This window comes from Microbacterium nymphoidis (assembly GCF_021044885.1).
Lineage (GTDB): Bacteria > Actinomycetota > Actinomycetes > Actinomycetales > Microbacteriaceae > Microbacterium > Microbacterium nymphoidis.
Genome location: NZ_JAJNOD010000003.1, coordinates 119,111 through 138,292, shown reverse-complemented (window position 1 = coordinate 138,292; position 19,182 = coordinate 119,111). Strand labels below are relative to the sequence as shown.

18 protein-coding genes are annotated in these 19,182 nt (G+C 69.1%); 11 read left to right on the top strand and 7 right to left on the bottom strand.

The genetic code is table 11. The annotated features are described in order from the left end of the window. Positions 1-203: 203 nt before the first annotated feature. Both LQ566_RS12375 and LQ566_RS12370 read right to left on the bottom strand, forming a co-directional pair. The gene (locus tag LQ566_RS12375) at positions 204-1,061 is read right to left on the bottom strand and encodes a 3-hydroxyacyl-CoA dehydrogenase (protein WP_231092016.1); all 858 of its coding nucleotides are present in this window, start codon (positions 1,059-1,061) and stop codon (positions 204-206) included. A gap of 2 nt (positions 1,062-1,063) precedes the next feature. After that, positions 1,064-1,651 (bottom strand): TetR/AcrR family transcriptional regulator, encoded by a 588-nt coding sequence (locus tag LQ566_RS12370; RefSeq protein WP_231092015.1) that lies wholly within the window; start codon positions 1,649-1,651, stop codon positions 1,064-1,066. 129 nt (positions 1,652-1,780) lie between these two features. Here LQ566_RS12370 and LQ566_RS12365 point away from each other — a divergent pair, with 129 nt between their 5' ends. Both LQ566_RS12365 and LQ566_RS12360 read left to right on the top strand, forming a co-directional pair. Next, positions 1,781-2,617: an ABC transporter ATP-binding protein gene (locus LQ566_RS12365; RefSeq protein ID WP_231092014.1), complete on the top strand. Its 837-nt coding sequence runs from the start codon at positions 1,781-1,783 to the stop codon at positions 2,615-2,617. Beyond that, positions 2,614-3,951, top strand: a complete 1,338-nt coding sequence (locus LQ566_RS12360; protein ID WP_231092013.1) for an FtsX-like permease family protein — start codon at positions 2,614-2,616, stop codon at positions 3,949-3,951. Before LQ566_RS12365 ends, LQ566_RS12360 begins: the two co-directional genes overlap by 4 nt. A gap of 142 nt (positions 3,952-4,093) precedes the next feature. Here LQ566_RS12360 and LQ566_RS12355 read toward each other — a convergent pair whose 3' ends face one another. The 4 genes from LQ566_RS12355 to LQ566_RS12340 form a co-directional block, all read right to left on the bottom strand. Continuing rightward, complete coding sequence (locus LQ566_RS12355) at positions 4,094-4,477, bottom strand: hypothetical protein (RefSeq protein ID WP_308070929.1); 384 nt, start codon at positions 4,475-4,477, stop codon at positions 4,094-4,096. A gap of 2 nt (positions 4,478-4,479) precedes the next feature. Further along, entirely contained in the window at positions 4,480-5,463 is a 984-nt protein-coding gene (gene galE / locus LQ566_RS12350) for a UDP-glucose 4-epimerase GalE (protein WP_231092012.1), read from the bottom strand. Positions 5,464-5,527: 64 nt separating this feature from the next. Next, on the bottom strand, positions 5,528-6,349 hold the full coding sequence (locus LQ566_RS12345; protein ID WP_231092011.1) for an ABC transporter ATP-binding protein: 822 nt from the start codon (positions 6,347-6,349) through the stop codon (positions 5,528-5,530). Positions 6,350-6,416: 67 nt separating this feature from the next. Further along, positions 6,417-7,085, bottom strand: a complete 669-nt coding sequence (locus tag LQ566_RS12340; protein WP_231092010.1) for a FadR/GntR family transcriptional regulator — start codon at positions 7,083-7,085, stop codon at positions 6,417-6,419. Between the two features lie 203 nt (positions 7,086-7,288). Here LQ566_RS12340 and LQ566_RS12335 point away from each other — a divergent pair, with 203 nt between their 5' ends. The 7 genes from LQ566_RS12335 to LQ566_RS12305 all read left to right on the top strand — a co-directional run bounded on the left by LQ566_RS12335 (position 7,289) and on the right by LQ566_RS12305 (position 14,268). Further along, positions 7,289-8,998, top strand: a complete 1,710-nt coding sequence (locus LQ566_RS12335; RefSeq protein ID WP_231092009.1) for a 2-isopropylmalate synthase — start codon at positions 7,289-7,291, stop codon at positions 8,996-8,998. A 116-nt stretch (positions 8,999-9,114) separates the two neighbouring features. Further along, positions 9,115-10,122: an ADP-ribosylglycohydrolase family protein gene (locus LQ566_RS12330; protein ID WP_231092008.1), complete on the top strand. Its 1,008-nt coding sequence runs from the start codon at positions 9,115-9,117 to the stop codon at positions 10,120-10,122. 61 nt (positions 10,123-10,183) lie between these two features. Next, positions 10,184-11,200 carry a PfkB family carbohydrate kinase gene (locus LQ566_RS12325; protein ID WP_231092007.1) on the top strand — a complete coding sequence of 339 codons (1,017 nt, stop codon included), beginning with the start codon at positions 10,184-10,186 and terminating at the stop codon, positions 11,198-11,200. After that, positions 11,200-11,850: an IMPACT family protein gene (locus LQ566_RS12320; RefSeq protein WP_231092006.1), complete on the top strand. Its 651-nt coding sequence runs from the start codon at positions 11,200-11,202 to the stop codon at positions 11,848-11,850. Before LQ566_RS12325 ends, LQ566_RS12320 begins: the two co-directional genes overlap by 1 nt. Positions 11,851-11,929: 79 nt before the next feature. Next, positions 11,930-12,598, top strand: coding sequence for a DNA alkylation repair protein (locus tag LQ566_RS12315; protein ID WP_231092005.1), 669 nt, complete (start codon positions 11,930-11,932; stop codon positions 12,596-12,598). Then, positions 12,595-13,281 (top strand): HAD family hydrolase, encoded by a 687-nt coding sequence (locus LQ566_RS12310; RefSeq protein ID WP_231092004.1) that lies wholly within the window; start codon positions 12,595-12,597, stop codon positions 13,279-13,281. The genes LQ566_RS12315 and LQ566_RS12310 overlap by 4 nt, the downstream gene beginning before the upstream one ends. Before the next feature lie 15 nt (positions 13,282-13,296). Further along, complete coding sequence (locus tag LQ566_RS12305) at positions 13,297-14,268, top strand: nucleoside hydrolase (protein ID WP_231092003.1); 972 nt, start codon at positions 13,297-13,299, stop codon at positions 14,266-14,268. A gap of 253 nt (positions 14,269-14,521) precedes the next feature. On the opposite strand, the gene LQ566_RS12300 is transcribed toward LQ566_RS12305, so the two are convergent. Continuing rightward, on the bottom strand, positions 14,522-15,997 hold the full coding sequence (locus tag LQ566_RS12300) for a helix-turn-helix transcriptional regulator (protein WP_231092002.1): 1,476 nt from the start codon (positions 15,995-15,997) through the stop codon (positions 14,522-14,524). Positions 15,998-16,135: 138 nt separating this feature from the next. Between LQ566_RS12300 and aceA the strand changes: the two genes are divergently transcribed. Next, the gene (gene aceA, locus LQ566_RS12295; RefSeq protein WP_231092001.1) at positions 16,136-17,452 is read left to right on the top strand and encodes an isocitrate lyase; all 1,317 of its coding nucleotides are present in this window, start codon (positions 16,136-16,138) and stop codon (positions 17,450-17,452) included. Positions 17,453-17,480: 28 nt separating this feature from the next. Then, positions 17,481-19,115, top strand: a complete 1,635-nt coding sequence (aceB, locus tag LQ566_RS12290; RefSeq protein WP_231092000.1) for a malate synthase A — start codon at positions 17,481-17,483, stop codon at positions 19,113-19,115. Positions 19,116-19,182: the final 67 nt, after the last annotated feature.

Sequence of the window (19,182 nt, the reverse complement as noted above, 5' to 3'; positions counted from 1 at the left end):
CAGCCGCCCGCGCCACGACCGGAATCACCCCAACCGCCCGCGCCACGACCGCGCTCGCCGCCACCGTACGCACCGCCATCGCACACCCCGCAGCAGCACGGCATCGGGCCCGGTTGAGTCTCACGGGAGACTCGCCCGGGCCCGGTGCAGGACGGCCGCAGAGCCTGCTCGACATCACCGCCGAGCGCAGCCCTGAAGGGTGGTCACTTGCCGTAGGAGTAGAAGCCCTCGCCGGTGGCGATGCCCAGCTTCCCCTTGTCGATGTAGTTCTCCTTCAGCCAGGCGGCGATCTGCTGACCCTTCTCATCTCCGTGGCTGGAGATGTTGTACGGCGTGGTCAGGCCGATCACGTCAAGGATCTGGAACGGGCCCATCGGCGCTCCGGTCGCGATCCGCCACACCTTGTCCACGTCGGCGGGCTCCGCGTACCCGAACGCGGCCAGTTCCATGCCGGCATCCAGGAACGGCACCAGCAGCGAGTTCAGCACGTAGCCGGCCTTCTCCTTGCGGATCGGGATCGGCACCATGCCGACCTCGGCAGCGAACTCGACCACGCGGTCGAAGACGGCCGGATCGGTGTCGGGCGTCGACATGACCTCACCGGTGTTGAACTTCCACACCTGGTTGGCGAAGTGCAGCGCGAGGAACCGGTCGGGACGACCGGTGAAGTCCTTGATGTCGCTGGGAAGCAGCGTGGACGAGTTGGTGGCGAAGATGGTCTTCTCCGGCGCCAGCTCACCGAGCTTGCGGTAGGTGTCCTGCTTGAGGGAGAGCACCTCCGGAACCGCTTCGATCACGAGGTCGGCATCTGCCACCGCCGCGGCGAGGTCTGCGCTCAGCACGATGCCGTCGCGGGTGGCATCGGCCTTGTCGGCGCCACCGTCGACATCGGTGCGATAGATCTCGGCAAGCTTGGCGAAACGGTCCCGTGCAGCCGTCAATGCGGCCTCGTCGATGTCGTACGCCGTCACCTCGAACCCGTGGAACGCCGTCTGGAAGGCGATCTGCGAGCCGAGCACGCCGGTGCCGAGAACGGTCACCTTGCGGATGTCACTGGTCATGTCTATGTCCTTTCCTCTGACGCGGTTGCGCCGCGCACGATCTGCTGGATCTGAAGCCGGACCGAGCGGGTTCGCTCGACCGGAGTGAGAGACGCGCTCACGAGCGCGAGGTGAAGTACGGCGAACACCGAACGAGCCGCGATGTACGCTGCCGCGTGGTCGACGGGCAGGAGCGCGGCGACCGCTTCCTCGAGGCGGACGATCACGGCGATCCCCTCCTGGCGATGCGGTTCGTCCGCACCGCCGAAGAGCAGTTCACGCTGGTAGGCCATCGTGTTCTCGGCGTTGCGCTCGGCGAGCGCGAGCACCGGCTCGACAAGGGTGAACACCGCCTCTGCGGGGTCGGCGATCGCACGCGCCCGAGCGATGCCGTCGTCCACCGACGCCGCGAAGGCGTCGTTCTCCACCATCAGGATGAGCTCCCCCTTCGTGGCGGCGTACCGGAACAGCGTGCCGGCAGCCACGTCAGCGCGCTCGGAGATCTGCTGCGTCGTCACGCCGGAGAACCCGCGTTCGGCGAACAGGTCACGAGCGGCCGCGAGAATGCGGTCCCGCTTGTCCTGCTTGTTGCGATCTCGTCGCCCGCTCATCATCACTCCTGAGTTTGCTCATTTATGAGTGTACTCACTTTTCTGGATGATGGGGGGTCATGCGCGAGGATGACCGGAATCAGCCCGCGGGCCGACGCGTCCGCACCGGCGATTGCGGAGGCTGGAGGCATGAACTCGATCATCCGCGCAGACAACCTCGTGAAGACGTACGGCGCCACCACCGCCCTGGCCGGGGTGAGCCTGGCCGTGAGCCCCGGCGAATCAGTGGCGATCATGGGCGCGTCCGGGTCCGGGAAGACCACCCTCCTGCACACCCTCGCCGGCGTGATCACCCCGGATTCGGGCTCCGTGATGCTGAGCACCGGCGCAGGAACACAGGATGTCGCCCGTATGAGTGACAACGAACGTTCGCGGCTGCGCCGGGAGTCCTTCGGCTTCGTGTTCCAGCAGGGCCTGCTCCTGCCGGAGCTCACGGCACTGGAGAACGTCGCCCTCTCCGCGATGCTGACCGGCGCCTCGCGCACGGATGCCGAGGCGCGGGCGCGGACATGGCTCGCACAGCTCGGCCTGGGCGGCATGGAGGATCGGCGCCTCGGCCAGCTCTCCGGCGGTCAGGCTCAGCGAGTGGCCATCGCGCGCGCCCAGGTCACCGGGGCGCCCGTGGTGTTCGCCGACGAGCCGACGGGAGCACTGGACTCTCGCACCTCATCCGAGGTGATGACCGCGCTCATCGCGGCGACGGCGGGCCAGGGCCGCACCCTCATCGTCGTGACGCACGATCGCACGGTGGCGACGCGCTGCAGCCGCATCATCGAGATGCGCGACGGCCGCATCGCGGGAACCTGGGCCGCCCCGCAGGCGGAGGGCACACCCGGGGCATCCTCCGCGCAGCCGAACGCGCCCCGGCAGGACTCTCCCGTCCCGGCTGTCACCGCCTCCCACCCGGATGCACTCCTTGCCGCTGTGGCGATGCCCACCTCCGCACAGGCAGGAGACGCACGATGACCTCACGCATGATCAGGCAGGTCCTCTCCCTGTCCCTGCGCAATGAGAAGGGCAGCCGCTCCACCGTGATCCTGCCGCTCGTCGCGTTCGCGATCGTCACGGCACTGATCCTGGTGCTCTTCGGTGGAGCACAGACGTTCTGGGCGTACCAGGACGAAGTGTCGATGATGTATCAGGCGCTGGCTGTGATCGCGCTCGCTCTGCTCCTGCCACCGATGCTCTCACTCGGCGGTGCCGCCGCACGTCTGTCGGCGGGGCGTCGCGATGAGAGACTCTCGACCCTCCGCCTGCTCGGCGTGCCCTCCTCGGTGATCCGGGTGGCGACGGTCGTCGAATCGGCCGCCATCGCATTCCTCGGCGCCGTTCTCGGATCGCTCGGCTCCTTCGCTCTCCTCCCATTGATCGCGCTCGTGCCGTTCCGGGGCGCCCCGCTCGGATTCGCAGCCGTCGTCCCGCCGCTCTGGGGCTTCGCAGCCGTGGCCGCGACGGTCGTCCTGCTGGCGGCGGTCAGCTCCATGCTCAGCCTGCAGCGCGTGATCCTCTCCCCACTCGGTGTGCGAACGCGTCAGGACGCGCCGCGCCTGTCGTGGCTGCGGCCGGTGATCGCCGTGGTGTTCGTCGCCATCGCCTCGACCGTCGCCGGCGCGATCGGCGGCGTGGCCGCGGCACCGTTCATCATCCTCGGCATCCTCGCGCTCTGCTTCGGCGGCACCCTCGCCCTCCTCAACCTCGTGGGCCCGTGGGTGCTCGCCACCGTCGCTCGCGGTCAGGCACGCCGAGCGGCAACGCCCGCGAAGCTCCTCGCCGCCCGCCGTGTGACCGAGGACCCGAAGGCTGCGTGGCGGCAGATCTCCGGCATCGCCATGACCAGCTTCATGTCGGTGTTCGCGGGTGCGGGCGTCTCCCTGCTCGGCATGATCGGGAACGATGCCGGCAACGCCACCGACCAGTTCCTGATCGCAGACATCCGGACCGGGCTGATCATCACCGTGGTGGGCTCGTTCATCATGGTGGCGTGTGCGGTGGGGGTCTCGCAGTCCGCCGACGTCATCGACCGCCGCGAACTGTCGCGCTCGTTGACGATGCTGGGCACGGAGCTCTCCACCATGGACGCCGCCCGCCGCCGTTCGGTGATGTCACCGCTGCTGATCACCAGCCTCGGATCGGCCGCGATCGCTGCCATCGTCCTGTTCCCGCTGGTGGGCGCGAGTCTCATCATCGCCCCGCTCACCTTCGTCGTCATCGGCGGTGTGCTCCTCGTCGGTGCGGGGATCGTGCGGATCGCCCTCATGACCTCCCGCCCGCTCCTGGCAGGAACCGCACGCATCAGCTGACGCTCGTCTGACGTCACACGTACGGAACCGTGACCCTCCCCGGGAAGAGAGGAGGTGTCACGGTTCCGTACGCCCTCTGCGCCTCGGCGTCGTGCTCTCGTCGGCACAGGCGCTCGGCATGCGCCACGCGTCGTGTTCCTGATCACAGCGCTGTGTGACGTGTCGCCGCGCGCCGCAGCAGATGACCGGGTTCTCCCACGCTCACCGCACCGATGAACGAAACCGCTTTACCCGCAGCGATGGCGTAGTCGATCTCGCGCCGCACGGACTCCCCGATGTACCCGCCCGGGCTGACCACGATGACACGATCCGCGAGATCGATCTTGCGCAGGTGCACGGCATCCAGGACGGCCTTCTGTGACGGCGTGACAGGCTCGCCCGTCTCCGCGGGTGCGAGCACGATGACGCCCGCGAACGTCAGCTGCCGGTTCACCGCGCGCATCTCGGCGGCGAACCGTGCCGAGCCGCAGATGCACACGATCTCCGGACTATCGGAGGCGATCCCCGCCCCGCCGGAGCGTGTCATCGTCAGCCTGCGAAGGCCTGTCGCGCCTCCCACGCGGAGCGGACCATCTCGTCCACGTCATGACGCATCGCCCAGTCGAGGTCGCGCGCGGCGAGCTCGCCCGTGGCGACGATGCGATCCGGGTCACCCGGACGACGCGGCGCGATCTCCGGAGTGAAGTCGATACCCGTGACACGGGCCATCGCGTCCATGATCTGCTTGACCGAGAGCCCGTTCTGCGAACCGAGGTTGTAGGCCGGCTCCACCGGCTCGCCGGCATCGAGGCGACGAGCCGCCGCGACGTGCGAGATCGCGAGATCCGACACGTGCACGTAGTCGCGCACGTTGGTGCCGTCGGGGGTGTTGTAGTCGTCACCGAAGATCGCGGGGGTGCGCCCGTCGATCAGGCGATCGAACACCATCGGGAAGAGGTTGTGCGGGCTGGTGTCGGGCAGACCCTTCTCCCCCGATCCGACCACGTTGAAGTAGCGCAGCGAGGTGTGACGAAGCGGCCTGTCACCATCGGCGGTGGCGACGGCCTGATCGCGGATGAGCCATTCGCCGATGAGCTTGGACTCCCCATAGGGCGATGCGGGCGCCTTCGGCAGATCCTCGGTCACGAGGTCCACGTCCGGGGTGCCGTAGACGGCGGCCGAGGAAGAGAAGACGAGCTTGTCCGCGCCCGTCTCCGCCATCGCCTCGAGCACGACGCGGGTGGCCTCGACGTTCTGCTGGTACGTGTGCAGCGGGCGTCGCACCGAGACGCCGGCGTACTTGTAGCCCGCGACGTGGATCACACCGCTCACTCCGTGATCGCGCATCACGCTGACCAGCAGATCACGATCCAGGATGTCTCCCTGGACGAAGGCGACCCCCTCCGGCACGAACGAGGCGTGCCCGCTGGAGAGGTCGTCGATGACGACCGGGGTCATCCCGGCACTCTGCAGAGCGCGAACGACGTGGGATCCGATGTAGCCGGCGCCGCCGGTGACAAGCCAGGTGGTCATGGTTCCATCCTGCCAGGTGCGGCGCATCGCTCCCGTCGGGCGCTCCGGCCGCGGACCCGGCCCGTCAGGATCCGGCAGCGTGACGTGCTCGCTCTGCGCGTGCCGACCATCGGCCGCCCTCGTGTCCCACCGTGATCGGGTGCTCGAAAGCCCGGGAGATCACGTCTGTGGTGACGGTGTCGCGCGCCGCGCCGGAGGCGACCGTGGCGCCGTGCGAGATGACGAGCGCGTGCGTGGTGGACTCCGGAAGCTCCTCGAGATGGTGAGTCACCAGCACCGAGGCCACCTCCGGCACGTCTCGCGCGAGATCGTCGATGGTCTCCAGCAGTTGCTCGCGCGCGGCGACGTCCAGGCCCGTCGTCGGCTCGTCCAGGAGCAGGAGGCGGGGTTCGGCGATCAGCGCGCGCGCGATGAGGGATCGGCCGCGCTCCCCCTGCGACAGGTGCTGCCACAGCCCGTCGCGCTGCGCAGTGAGCCCGACGAGGGCGATGAGCTCGTCCGCCCGGGCGATCTCCGCGGCGCTCGGCTCCCACCGCATGGGCCGCTCGACGGTGCCGGTTATCCCGGTCAGCACGATGTCCTGGACCGAGTGGGCGGTGCGGATGGGGTGCCGGGGATTCACGTGTCCGATGTCGCGCCGCAGCAGGGCGAGCTCGACACGGCCGAGCCGGCGGCCCAGCACATCGACGGTGCCGGACGTCGGGAACGTCTGCGCGCCGCAGAAGCCGAGGATCGTGCTCTTGCCCGCGCCGTTGGGTCCGAGGAGAGCCCAGTGCTCCCCCGCGCGGACGGTGAGGTCGATGCCGTGCAGGATGGTTCGCCCATCGCGCCGGAACACGATGTCGCGCAGCTCGAGGACGGGTGCGGCGGAATCGGGGACGGTCATGGCAGAACTCCTTCACGGCGGGTGTGGGGTGGACGCTGCGACACCGCGACCCGCGCAGAGGTGTCGCTCACGAGAGGAAGTCCTTCAGCGCGGTGAGGTGGGTGCGGCTGGTGGCGGCTGAGCGCGGCGCGTCACGATCGATGATGGCCTCCGCCAGCGCGATGTGATCATCGTGATCGGCGTCGGGTCCCCCCGTCGGACGCCGACGGACCATGTCCTGCATCGATTCGCGCAGGCGCGGGGTGAAGCCGTCGAAGAGCTCCAGCAGGATCGGGTTGTGCGCCGCAGCCACCACGGCGCGGTGGAAGGCGAGATCCGCTGCGACGTACTCGTCACGACCGAGACTCTCGTCCGCGCGTGCGGCCAGCGCTTCACGGAGCACACGGATATCCGTGCGGGTGCGGCGTCCTGCGGCGAGTGACGCGGCTTCCGTCTCGATGGCGATGCGGGCCTCGATCACGGCGGCGAGGTCGGAACGCCGCACGACGTCGTCCCATTCCTCGACCACATCCAGGGCGGTGACGAACACCCCCGCTCCCTGACGGGCGGCAAGCACTCCCCGGCCGGCGAGGAGACGGATCGCCTCGCGGACGGTCGAGCGCCCGACGCCCAGCTGCGGAGCGAGCGTGGTCTCCCCCGGCAGCCTCTCGCCGAGCTCCCACTCCCCTGAGCGCACGCGCTCCAGGAGCAGGCGCGCGGCCTGATCGGCCAGCGGCTCTCGTCGCACCTGGGTCATGTCGCGCCTCCGCTCTCGTGTCCTCCAGTATCCGGAACCAGGGCGTCCGCGATGCACAGCATGTCTACTTGTCTGAGGAGTGGTGTACAGTCTACGACATGACGCGGCTTCTCCTCCTTCTCCGCCACGACGGGCTCTGACCGACCGGTACCCGTCGTGGCTTGTGTGCACCGGTCGATCACACTCAGAAGCAGAGGAAAGTCATGACCACCACCGCCAGCGCCGCCACCGCTCCGTTCTGGAATCGCCAGCAGCCGTCCCCGATGCCGTCGCACCGGTACACCGACGTGTTCTCCCGCGTCGAGGTGCCGCTCACCGAACGCACCTGGCCGAACGCTCGCATCACCGAGGCGCCGCTCTGGGTCCCCGTCGACCTCCGCGACGGGAATCAAGCGCTCGCCGAGCCGATGGACCCCGCCCGAAAGCGCCGCTTCTTCGAGATGATGGTGCGGATCGGCTACACCGAGATCGAGGTCGGCTATCCGTCCGCATCGCAGACCGACTACGACTTCGTGCGACTGATCGCCACTTCGGACATCGCGCCGGAGAACGTGACGATCGTGGTGTTCACACCGGCCCGGCGCGACCTGATCGAACGCACGGTGCAATCCATTCGCGGTATCCGCAACCCCGTCGTCATCCACATGTACACCGCGACGGCGCCGATGTGGCGGGACGTGGTCCTGGGCCGGGACCGCTCGGAGCTGCTCGATCTGATCCTGCAGGGCGGGCGGGACGTTCTGGAGTTCGCCGGAGACCTGCCCAACGTACGATTCGAGTTCTCCCCCGAGGTGTTCAATCTCACCGAACCGGAGTTCGCCCTGGAGGTCTGCGACGGTATGACCGATCTGTGGGAGGCGTCGGAGGATCGGCCGGTGATCCTGAACCTGCCGGCCACCGTGGAGATCGCGACGCCCAACGTGTACGCGGACCAGATCGAGTTCATGCACCGCAATCTGGCACGTCGCGACGCGGTGATCCTGTCCGTGCACCCGCACAACGACCGTGGCACGGGCATCGCATGCGCGGAGCTGGCCGTGCTCGCCGGCGCGCAGCGCGTCGAGGGCTGCATCTTCGGCAACGGCGAACGCACCGGCAACGTCGATCTGGCCACGCTCGCCCTGAACCTGCACGCACAGGGCGTCAATCCCATGATCGACTTCTCCGACATCGACGACGTGCGTCGCGTCGTCGAGCACAGCAATCGCATCGAGGTGCACCCGCGGCACCCCTACGTCGGCGATCTCGTGCACACCGCGTTCAGCGGCACTCATCAGGACGCCATCCGCAAGGGCTTCGCCGAGCACCGCGAGCGCGCCGCGGCCGAGGGGGTCGACGAACGCGAGGCAGCGTGGCGCGTGCCCTACCTGCCGGTGGACCCCGCGGATCTGGGGCGTTCGTATGACGCCGTGATCCGGGTCAACTCGCAGTCCGGGAAGGGCGGCATCGCCTACCTGCTGGAGACCGAGTACGGCGTCGAGCTGCCCCGTCGCGCACAGGTGGACTTCTCCCGTCATGTGCAGCGCCACACCGACGCGACCGGCGACGAGGTGTCAGCTGCCGAACTGTGGGCGGTGTTCACGCGGGTGTACCTGCGTCCGGCCCGCTACGCGGTGCGCGAGATCGACACCGACGAGCACGGCACGACGGCGCGGATCGTCGGCGGCGATGGAACCGAGGTCCGCGCGAGCGTCGAAGGCGGCCCGGTGGAGGCCGTGCTGGCGGCACTGGGATCCGCGGCTGCCGGGATCGAGGTGCTGAGCCTGCATCAGACCTCCATCGGCCGTGGTGCCGACGCGGACGCCCTGACGCTGCTCGAGTACCGCTCGCCAGCGGGGATGGGCTGGGCCGCCGGGCGTCATCGTTCCACGGTCACCGCCACCGCCCTGGCCGTCCTCACCGCCGCTTCCTGAGCCGGCGCGGCGCCCGCAACGCTGCCGAGCAGGCTGCTCCTGCGCTGCGGGCACCCCCGGTGCGTGACCGAGCCTCCCGAGTTGCCGCCACGGCGCGGGAGCTTCAGAGTGGACCCATGAACAACGCGCTCGATCGCGCCCAGGCTGCGCTCACCGGCCTTGCCCTCGGCGACGCGCTGGGCATGCCGACGCAAGACCTGTCACGGGACGTGATCCTCGCGGACTACGGCGAGATCCGCGAGCTGCGCGACGCCGGGCCGCATCAGCTCATCGCGGCCGGTCTGCCTGCCGGAACGATCACCGATGACACCGAACAGGCGATCCTGCTGGCCGACCTCCTGATCGACGCGGCCGGCACGATCGACCCGCACCGCTTCGCTGAGGAGCTTCTCGCCTGGGAGCAGCGGATGATCGCGGCCGGGTCGCTCGATCTGCTCGGCCCGTCCACGAAGCGCGCACTGTCACGGCTGCAGGCGGGCGAAGATCCCGCTGTCACGGGTACGCGCGGTGCGACCAACGGCGCTGCGATGCGCGTCGCGCCCGTCGGCATCGCCTTCTCCGCCGGCCGGCGTGGACGCCTGATCGACGCCGTGCGGGATTCTGCGCTCGTCACGCATAACACCTCGATCGGTCTGGCTTCCGCCGCCGCGGTCGCCGCAGCAGTGAGCGCCGGAATCGACGGCACCGGGGTGCGCGATGCCGTGCTCATCGGCGCCGAGGCCGCCGAGGAGGCGGAACGGCTCGCGCCATGGATCGACGGGGCCCGGGTGGCACCGCGCATCCGCTGGGCCGTCGATCTGCTGCAGGGAGCCTCCCCCGGCGAGGCCGCGCGGCTGTGCATCGATCTCATCGGCACCTCGGTCGCCGCCCAGGAGTCGGTGGTGGCCGCTCTCGCCCTCGCCGCCAGCGGACTGGAGCCGTGGGCCGCTCTCGGAGTCGCGGCCAGCGTCGGCGGCGATACGGATACGATCGGGGCGATCGCGGGAGCGGTCCTCGGTGCCGGCGGGGGCATGCACGCCTGGCCGGCGGAGGCGGCTTCCCAGGTCACTCGGGTGAACGATCTGGATCTCGCGTCGCGCGCAACCGGATTGCTCGCTCTGCGCCATGTCGAGCCCGAGCGGTGAGCCTCTTCCGCACACGCGGTACCCCCGCTCTCGCACCCGATCACATCCGACGGAGGAACCCATGACCGAGACGGCGCAACAGGGTCGGCTGGTGTATGCCGGCAGCGTCATCGTCGACATCGGCGTGGCGGTGCCCGCGCTTCCCCGCGCCGGCACCGAGGTCCTCGCCACGCACTCCGAGATCACCGCCGGCGGCGGCGCGAACACGCTGATCGCAGCCTCCCGCGACGGTGCCGCGATCGCGTATGCGGGACGATACGGCAGCGGTCCGTTCGGGACGATCATCGCCGGCATGCTGCACGACATCGGATGTGAGACGCCGGTCACGCCCGCGGCGGAGCAGGACAGCGGCTACTGCATCGTGATGGTGGACGACACTGCGGAGCGCACCTTCATCACCGTCGATGGCGCGGAGGCGGACGTGTCCGCGAGCGACCTCGCCACCGTCATCGTGGGCGACCGGGATCTGATCGCGGTGACCGGCTATGTGCTGACATCCGGAACCGGTGCCGACACCGTGCCCGACTGGCTCGACTCCATCGCGTCCGCCCGTGTGCTGCTGGATCCTTCTCCGGTGTTCGGTGCGGTGTCGGCTGAGGTGCGCAGGCGCGTGCTCGCCCGCGCCGACGTCCTCACCGCGAACGCCGGTGAGGCCCGCGCACTCGCCGGCGCTGCACCCGATGCCCCGCTCATCGACGTCGCGACGCGCCTGCGCTCCCTGCTCCGACCGGATGCCATCGTGCTCGTCCGCGACGGTGGGGCGGGGTGCTGGATCGCCGACGGCGCCGGCACCCGCAGTGTGGCGGGCTTTCCCCAGCACGCCATCGACACCACAGGGGCCGGCGACACGCACCTCGGCGTTTTGTGCGCGGCGCTCCTGCGCGGCGACGCGATCGATGCCGCGGTACGTCGTGCCAACGCCGCCGCATCGATCTCGGTGACCCGGCGCGGACCGGCGACGTCGCCCGTGGCGCGCGAGACGGACGCGCTTCTGGCGGCGACAACGCGCTCTCGCCCCGGGACACGGCCGGATCCGAACGCACGAAACGACGAACGCCCCGGCGCGGACGGAGCATGATGACGAGGTACCCCGACAGCATCGCGGCGGCCGTGGAGCATGAGATCGTCATCAAGAAGTCGCGATTCATCGCGCATGCGATCCCGGCGCGTTCCGTGCCGGATGCCGACGCTGCAATCGCCGGCATCCGCACGCAGTACTGGGATGCACGCCACAACTGCACCGCGATGATCACGGGAGTACGGGGCGACCAGGCTCGCTCGGCGGACGACGGCGAACCCAGTGGCACCGCGGGTATGCCCATGCTGGAGGTGCTCCGGCGGCGCGGGCTCACCGATCTCGTGGTGGTCGTAACGCGCTACTTCGGCGGCGTCAAGCTCGGGGCGGGCGGGCTCGTCCGTGCGTATTCGTCCGCGGTCTCGGAGGCTCTCGATCGCGCTGCGATCATCCATCGCCGTGAGCTGGTCGCGGTGTCGGTGGAGGTGCCGCATACGGACGCCGGGCGGTACGAGAACCTGATGCGGGACTGGGCCGCCCGTCACGACGCGGTGATGGATCAGACAGGCTACGGCGCGAGGGGCGCCCTGCTCGGGGTGCGGGTGAGCCCTGAGCTGCTTGACAGGTTCGATGCCGACCTCGCCGCGGCCTCGGCCGGGCTCGTCGCCGCCCGCCGCGGCGAAGTGTCCGTGATCGATGTCCCGGCCGGCTGAGCGAGCCAATGCGCGCCGACGCCGTCCGTAGACTGGAGGCAGCCGCGAGCGCGGCACGAGACGCAGACGGGGAGGCGCGATGTCGGACGACGTGGCGAGCGTGATGGCGGAACTCGCCGCACTCGAGGATCCCCGCATGCGGGCGGTGAACGAGCGCCACGGCGACGATCACGGAGTCAACCTGACGAAGCTGCGCGGGTTGGCTAAGCGCATCGGCGCCCAGCAGCCGCTGGCCGACGACCTGTGGGCGACGGGCGACACCGCCGCACGCCTGCTTGCGCTGCTGCTCACGAAGCCGAAGGATCACACCGCGGACGAGCTGGACACCATGCTCCGGCAGGCGCGGGCGCCGAAGGTGCTGGACTGGCTGGTCAACTACATCGTGAAGAAGTCCCCGCACGCAGAAGTCCTGCGCGAGCGCTGGTTCGTCGACCCGGATCCCCTCGTGCAGGCAGCAGGGTGGGCGCTCACCTCGGAGCGCATCGTGAAGAAGCCGGCGGGACTGGACCTGTCACAGCTGCTGGATCTCATCGATCCGGCGATGCGCGACGCGCCCGATCGCCTGCAGTGGGCGATGAACGACGCGCTCGCACAGATCGGCATCCACCATCCGGAGTACCGCTCACGCGCGCTGGAGATCGGCGAACGGCTCGAGGTGCTGAAGGACTATCCCACCCCGCCGAACTGCACGTCTCCGTTCGCCCCGCTGTGGATCGCGGAGATCGTGCGCCGACGGGAAGGCGCGTGAGCGCGCGTTTCACCGACGTCTGGTTCGACTTCTTCGGCACGCTCGTCGAGTACGAGCCCAGCGTGCGTACCGGAGACGGCACGTCCCTCACCGCCGCACAGGCCTTCGCCCTGCGGCACGGATCGGCCGCCGATGCCACCGGCGCCTGGGATCGGGCGTGGGCGGAGCACGAATCGAAGGCGAGGACGACCGGGCGCGAGTACTCCATGTCCCAGGTGGCGGCGCGGTTCGCGGCCCTCATCGGGGTCGACGCCTCCGCTGACGCTCGCCAGGAGCTCGTCGACGAGTATCTGGAGGCGTGGACGGCGCCGATCCGGCCCCGCGACGGCGCCGCGCAGACTCTCGCCGCGCTCGCGGAGGACCACCGCGTGATCGTCGTGAGCAACACCCACGACGAACGTCTCGTGCCTGATCTGCTCGCACGGTTCGCTCTCGGCGGGCATGTGACCGCGACCGTGCTGTCGGTGTCGGAGGGATGGCGCAAGCCTCATCCGAACCTCTTCGCATCGGCCCTGGCGCGCTACCCCGCCGATCCGGCGCGCGTCGCATTCGTCGGTGACACCTGGGACGCCGACATCGAAGGACCGCGCCGCGCCGGAATGTCGGCGTTCTACGTGGGGCCACCGGCACCGGCCCGATCGCCACTCACCCTGCATGATCTGCCCGCGCACCTGCGCGACTGAACCCGAGAAGGACCTATGAACACCTCGTCAGCCCCGGCACAGCACAGCGTCATCCTCGACGTGGACACCGGCATCGATGACGCGATGGCGGTGCTGTACGCGCTGCACCACCCCGGCATCGACGTTCGTGCGATCACGTGCGTAGCCGGCAACGTCGACCTGCCGCAGGTACTGGACAACACGCTGGCGCTGCTGGAGCTGGCAGGGGCGCCGCAGATCCCCGTGGCGGGCGGCGCCGAACAGCCGCTGATCGGCGAAGCGCGCTCCGCTGCCTGGATCCACGGGTCCGACGGTGTCGGCGGCATCGACCTGCCGCGCGGCGTTCGTTCCCCGGAGCCGGTGCGCGCGGTCGAGCTGCTGCGACGCACGCTGATGGAAGCGGAGCAGCCGCTCACCATCATCACCCTCGCCCCGATGACCAACATCGCGCTGCTGCTGCGCGCACACCCCGAGGTGGTGCCGCAGATCGCTCGCATCGTGACGATGGGCGGTTCGGCTTCGGTCGGCAATGCCAGTGCCACGGCGGAGTTCAACGTGTGGCACGACCCTGAGGCCGCGCACATCGTGTTCACCAGCGGCATCCCTCTCACGATGTACGGACTGGACGTCTTCGATCGCATCCGCGCCGACGACGAGCAGGTGGCCGCTCTCCGTGAGGACGACGCCGTCCAGCGGGCCCTCGCCGGTCTCCTCTCCTTCACGGTGACCGTCCCCGGTGGCGACACCATCGTGGACAACCGTCGCATCGGCGATGCCGGTGCCGTGATCGCCCTCACCAACCCGGAGCTGTTCACGTTCGAGTCCTACCCCGTGCACGTCGAGCTCGCGCCGGGAGCCAGTCGCGGGGCCACCATCGTAGACCGCCGCCCGCATGCCGCCGAGGACGCCGTCCACGGTGGACAGGGGGCGTGGCCGGTGCTGGACATCGCGCTCCGGGCAGACATCGATGCCGTCCTCGCCACGTTCTTCGGCGTCTTCCCCCGCTGACGCGTCCCGCCGGCACGTGGTGGGCGCCTCACGCCGCGCGCCCGCGGCGTGAGGCTTGTCACGAAACGAGGAGATTTCGCCCGAAGAAGTGCCATAACGCCGATATGGTCCTCATTTCGCGACAATGTCCTCGTTTCGCGACAATGTCCTCGTTTCGCGACAACGTCCCCATTTCGCGACAATCTCCTCATTTCGCGACAGCGGCGAACCCGGATCGGCCTCGCGGCACGCGAGCTCCTGTGCCCGATTCGGGTCAGGATTCGTCGAGGGCGGCGGCGTGGCGGTCGAGGAACTCGTAGACCGCCACGGTGTCGATGCCGGTGGTGCTGCCGTCCGGCATCGCCGCGAGCAGCGACGAGTTCAGCCGGGCACTCGGAAACGCCTGACCGCGCCAGTGCTCGGCCGCCTCCGGGCGAGGTTCCCGGCAGCAGGCCGGGTCGGGACACGTTGACGTCATCCGCCGGCGGGTGTCGCGCCCGCGGAACCAGCGGGAGTCGGCGAAGCGTGTACCCACGCTGAGGGAGAACTCCCCGTTGCTGGCGCTCACGATGGCCGACGTGCACCAGTATGTTCCCACCGGCTTGTCGGTGAGCTGGTGGTACGGCGTGAGCCGGTCCTCCACCTCGAACACCTGGCGGGCACTCCACCACCGGCACACCCGTTGCCCCTCGACGGATCCCAGCGCGTCCGTCGGGAACTGCACGTCATCGTTCTCGTAGGCCTTCGAGATCACCCCGCTGGAGTGCACCTTGGTGAAGTGCACCGGGATGCCGAGGTGCCGGGTGGCGAGGTTGGTGAACCGGTGGGCCGCGGTCTCGTAGCTGACGGCGAAGTGGTCACGCAGATCCTCCACCGACAGTTCGCGCGCCGCCTTCGCCTCGGTGAGATACGGCACCGCACTGGACTGCGGCACCATCAGGGCGCCGGCGAGGTAGTTGGTCTCCACACGCTGACGCAGGAGATCGCCGTAATCCTGCGGCTCCGGCTGACCCAGCACATGTGCGGCGAGCGCCTGGAGCAGCGCAGAGCGCAGGTCGGTGCCGCGCTGGTGGAGCGGGAGGTAGATCCGGCCGTGCCGTCGATCCGTGATGCTGCGGGTGCTGCCGGGGAGATCGCCGACGTAGTGGAGGGAGAAGCCGAGATGGGCGGCCAGTTCCCCGGTCTCGCGCTGCGACAGCGGGCCACCGCGATGACCGATGGCGCCGAGCAGTTCGGCCGCCGATGTCTCCAGCTCTTCGTAATAGTTGTCGCGCCGACGCTGCTGTGCCCGCAGTTCGGTGTTCGCGCGTCGCGCCTGTTCCGGCGTGGCCGCGCGCTGCTCGTGGAGACGCCCCAGTTCATCGTGCAGGCGCAGAATCGTCTCGATCGCCTCGTCGCTGAGCGAGCGGCGGATCGGCAGGGGTTCCAGTCCGAGGGAGCGGTACAACGGTCCGCGCTGGGCTCGCTCCAGCGCGATCTCCAACTCGTCACGACGGGAGAGCGGCGCGGGTTCGAGCAGCGCATCCAGCGTGGTGCCGAGGGCCTTGGCCAGCCGCTGCAACTCGGCCAGGCGCAGTTCCCGCTTCCCGTTCTCGATCACCGACACCTGGGAGGCGGCACGATCGATCGCGCGTCCCAGGTCTTCCACCGTCATCGCACGTTCCAGCCGGAGAGCGCGGATGCGCCGGCCGATGGTCAGGGAGTCGAGCATGTCTTCATCGTCGCCGCGGGTGCGTCGTTGCATCGCCATGACGACAGCATGACACGAGCAATCGTTTCGAACCTCAGAAATCCGGCCGTATTTCTCCTCGAAAACCATCGCAGAAGACCGAAAGTGCGGCGCATGCTCGTCTCAGAACCACTCGCCGCACTCAGCGAAGGAGCCGACATGACCGAGTACGCAGCCCTCCCCGGCCAGCAGAACCAGACCGCCACCGACCTCGAGGCGGAGTGGATCACCGATGCCCGCTGGGCAGACGTTCGTCGCGACTACACCGCGGAGGACGTCGTCCGCCTTCGCGGCCCGGTCCGTGAGGAGGCGACCCTCGCCCGGCGCGGTGCGCAGAAGCTGTGGGAGCTGATCCAGCGCAACAACGACGATCCCGGATCCTGGGTCTACGCGCTGGGTGCGCTCACCGGCAATCAGGCCGTACAGCAGGTACGAGCCGGGCTCGAGGCGATCTACCTCTCCGGCTGGCAGGTGGCCGCCGATGCCAACCTCTCCGGCCAGACCTACCCCGATCAGAGCCTCTACCCGGCCAACTCGGTGCCCGCCGTCGTGCGGCGGATCAACAACGCACTGCTGCGTGCCGGCCAGATCGAATTCGCCGAGACCGGGACCACCACCCGCGACTGGCAGGCGCCCATCGTCGCCGACGCGGAGGCCGGCTTCGGCGGACCGCTGAACGCCTACGAGCTCATGCAGGGCATGATCGCCGCCGGGGCTGCGGGCGTGCACTGGGAGGACCAGCTGGCCAGCGAGAAGAAGTGCGGTCACATGGGCGGCAAGGTGCTCGTGCCCACCTCCCAGCACATCCGTACTCTCAATGCGGCACGCCTCGCGGCCGACGTCGCCGCAGTGCCCAGCGTGATCATCGCTCGTACCGACGCACTCGCGGCGACACTGCTCACCAGCGACATCGACGAGCGCGACCGCCCGTTCCTCACCGGGACTCGCACCGCGGAGGGCTTCTACGAGGTCACCGGCGGCATCGAACCGGTCATCGCCCGGGGACTGGCCTACGCTCCCTACGCGGACCTGCTCTGGGTGGAATCCAGCGAGCCCGATCTGGAGCTCGCGCGCCGGTTCGCGGAGGCGATCCACGCCGAGTTCCCGGATCAGAAGCTCGCGTACAACTGCTCCCCCTCCTTCAACTGGCGCCGACACCTGGACGACGACACCATCGCGCGGTTCCAGCGCGAGCTGTCGGCGATGGGCTACGCGTTCCAGTTCATCACGCTCGCCGGGTTCCACTCCCTGAACCACGGCATGTTCGAACTCGCCCTCGACTACAAGCAGCGCCAGATGTCCGCGTACGTCCAGCTGCAGGAGGCGGAGTTCGCCGCAGAGGCTCGCGGCTACACCGCGACCAAGCACCAGGCGGAGGTGGGCACCGGCTACTTCGACCGGATCGCCACCGCGCTGAACCCCGAGAGCGCGACACTCGCCCTCGTCGGCTCCACCGAATCCGCCCAGTTCCACTGATCCGCACGGATGCAGAAAGGCCACGATCATGACCACCAACCCCCGTTTCGAAGTGCTGGGCGAACTGGAGCCCCGCTTCGATGAGATCCTCACCCCCGAGGCCCTCGCGTTCCTCACGGCGTTGCACGACCAGTTCGCCGCGCGCCGGCAGGACCGGTTGCGCGAGCGCTACGAGCGCCAGAAGGCGATCAACGCCGGGTACACACCGACCTTCCGCGACTCCACGGCGCCCGTACGGGAGGAGCCGAGCTGGCGCGTGGCCGGCCCGGGCCCCGGCCTGCACGATCGGCGGGTCGAGATCACCGGACCCACCGATCGCAAGATGACCGTCAACGCGCTGAACTCAGGTGCGCAGGTCTGGCTCGCCGATCACGAGGATGCGACGAGCCCCACCTGGCACAACATCATCGGCGGTCAGGTCAACCTCTACGACGCCATCCGCCGCCAGATCGATTTCACGAGTGACGAGGGCAAGGAGTATCGCCTCGGCGAGGAGACTCCCACCATCGTCTTCCGCCCGCGCGGGTGGTTCCTCGGCGAGAAGCACTTCCGGTACACCACCACGGCAGGCCAGCAGGGCTCGGTCTCCGGTGCGCTGGTGGATTTCGGCCTCTACTACTTCCACAACGCGAAGGAGCTGATCGCCCGCGGCCGCGGCCCGTACTTCTACCTGCCGAAGCTGGAGAGCCTGGAGGGAGCGCGTCTCTGGGACGACGTCTTCACCTTCAGCGAGAACTGGCTCAACCTGGCACACGGCACCATCCGTGCCACGGTGCTCATCGAGACCATCACGGCGGCGTTCGAGATGGAGGAGATCCTGTATGAACTGCGCGACCACTGCGCGGGTCTCAACGCGGGCCGCTGGGACTACCTCTTCAGCATCATCAAGAACTTCCACTCCCGTGGCCGTTCGTTCCTGCTGCCGGATCGGTCACAGATCACGATGACCGTGCCCTTCATGCGCGCCTACACGGAGCTCCTCGTCCGCACCTGCCACAAGCGCGGCGCATATGCCATCGGCGGAATGAGCGCCTTCATCCCGAACCGGCGCGATCCACTGGTCACCGCGGAGGCCTTCGAGAAGGTCGCCGCCGACAAGCGGCGCGAGGCGGTGGACGGCTTCGATGGCACATGGGTGGCGCACCCGGACCTCATCCCCGTGGCGCGCGCCGAGTTCGACGCCGCGATGGCCGGACGCACCGATCAGACCCACCGCCTCCGTGAGGACGTCTCGGTGCGACCCGAGCAGCTGCTCGATCTGCGCATCGAGGGCGGGCGGGTGACGCGCGAGGGCATCCGCCAGAACGTCTCGGTGGCACTGCGCTACCTGGACTCCTGGCTGCGCGGCACCGGTGCCGCCGCGATCGACAACCTGATGGAGGACGCCGCCACCGCGGAGATCAGCCGCGGCCAGCTGTGGCAGTGGATCCATCAGGGGGCACTCACCGAGGACGGCCTTCCGGTGGTCCGTGAGCGCGTGGAGTACACCATCGATCGCGTTCTCGCCGAGCTCGATCGCTATCCGGACGACCGGCTCGACGACGCCGCCGAGATCCTCCGGGAGCTGGTGCTCGGTGACGAGTTCCCGCTGTTCCTCACGGTCCACGCTTACGACCGTTTCCTCACCGACGCCCCCGAGCGCGAACCCGCCCTCGTCGTCTGACCCCCAGAGGCCCTTCATCCCGCTCCCGGAACATGGAGCGAGACGAAGGGCCTCGTCGCGCACGCAC

Coding starts and splice junctions, on each gene's coding strand:
- LQ566_RS12375 (WP_231092016.1), bottom strand. CDS start 1,061: ATGACCAGTGACATCCGCAAGGTGACCGTTCTCGGCACCGGCGTGCTC.
- LQ566_RS12370 (WP_231092015.1), bottom strand. CDS start 1,651: ATGAGCGGGCGACGAGATCGCAACAAGCAGGACAAGCGGGACCGCATT.
- LQ566_RS12365 (WP_231092014.1), top strand. CDS start 1,781: ATGAACTCGATCATCCGCGCAGACAACCTCGTGAAGACGTACGGCGCC.
- LQ566_RS12360 (WP_231092013.1), top strand. CDS start 2,614: ATGACCTCACGCATGATCAGGCAGGTCCTCTCCCTGTCCCTGCGCAAT.
- LQ566_RS12355 (WP_308070929.1), bottom strand. CDS start 4,477: ATGACACGCTCCGGCGGGGCGGGGATCGCCTCCGATAGTCCGGAGATC.
- galE (WP_231092012.1), bottom strand. CDS start 5,463: ATGACCACCTGGCTTGTCACCGGCGGCGCCGGCTACATCGGATCCCAC.
- LQ566_RS12345 (WP_231092011.1), bottom strand. CDS start 6,349: ATGACCGTCCCCGATTCCGCCGCACCCGTCCTCGAGCTGCGCGACATC.
- LQ566_RS12340 (WP_231092010.1), bottom strand. CDS start 7,085: ATGACCCAGGTGCGACGAGAGCCGCTGGCCGATCAGGCCGCGCGCCTG.
- LQ566_RS12335 (WP_231092009.1), top strand. CDS start 7,289: ATGACCACCACCGCCAGCGCCGCCACCGCTCCGTTCTGGAATCGCCAG.
- LQ566_RS12330 (WP_231092008.1), top strand. CDS start 9,115: ATGAACAACGCGCTCGATCGCGCCCAGGCTGCGCTCACCGGCCTTGCC.
- LQ566_RS12325 (WP_231092007.1), top strand. CDS start 10,184: ATGACCGAGACGGCGCAACAGGGTCGGCTGGTGTATGCCGGCAGCGTC.
- LQ566_RS12320 (WP_231092006.1), top strand. CDS start 11,200: ATGACGAGGTACCCCGACAGCATCGCGGCGGCCGTGGAGCATGAGATC.
- LQ566_RS12315 (WP_231092005.1), top strand. CDS start 11,930: ATGTCGGACGACGTGGCGAGCGTGATGGCGGAACTCGCCGCACTCGAG.
- LQ566_RS12305 (WP_231092003.1), top strand. CDS start 13,297: ATGAACACCTCGTCAGCCCCGGCACAGCACAGCGTCATCCTCGACGTG.
- LQ566_RS12300 (WP_231092002.1), bottom strand. CDS start 15,997: ATGGCGATGCAACGACGCACCCGCGGCGACGATGAAGACATGCTCGAC.
- aceA (WP_231092001.1), top strand. CDS start 16,136: ATGACCGAGTACGCAGCCCTCCCCGGCCAGCAGAACCAGACCGCCACC.
- aceB (WP_231092000.1), top strand. CDS start 17,481: ATGACCACCAACCCCCGTTTCGAAGTGCTGGGCGAACTGGAGCCCCGC.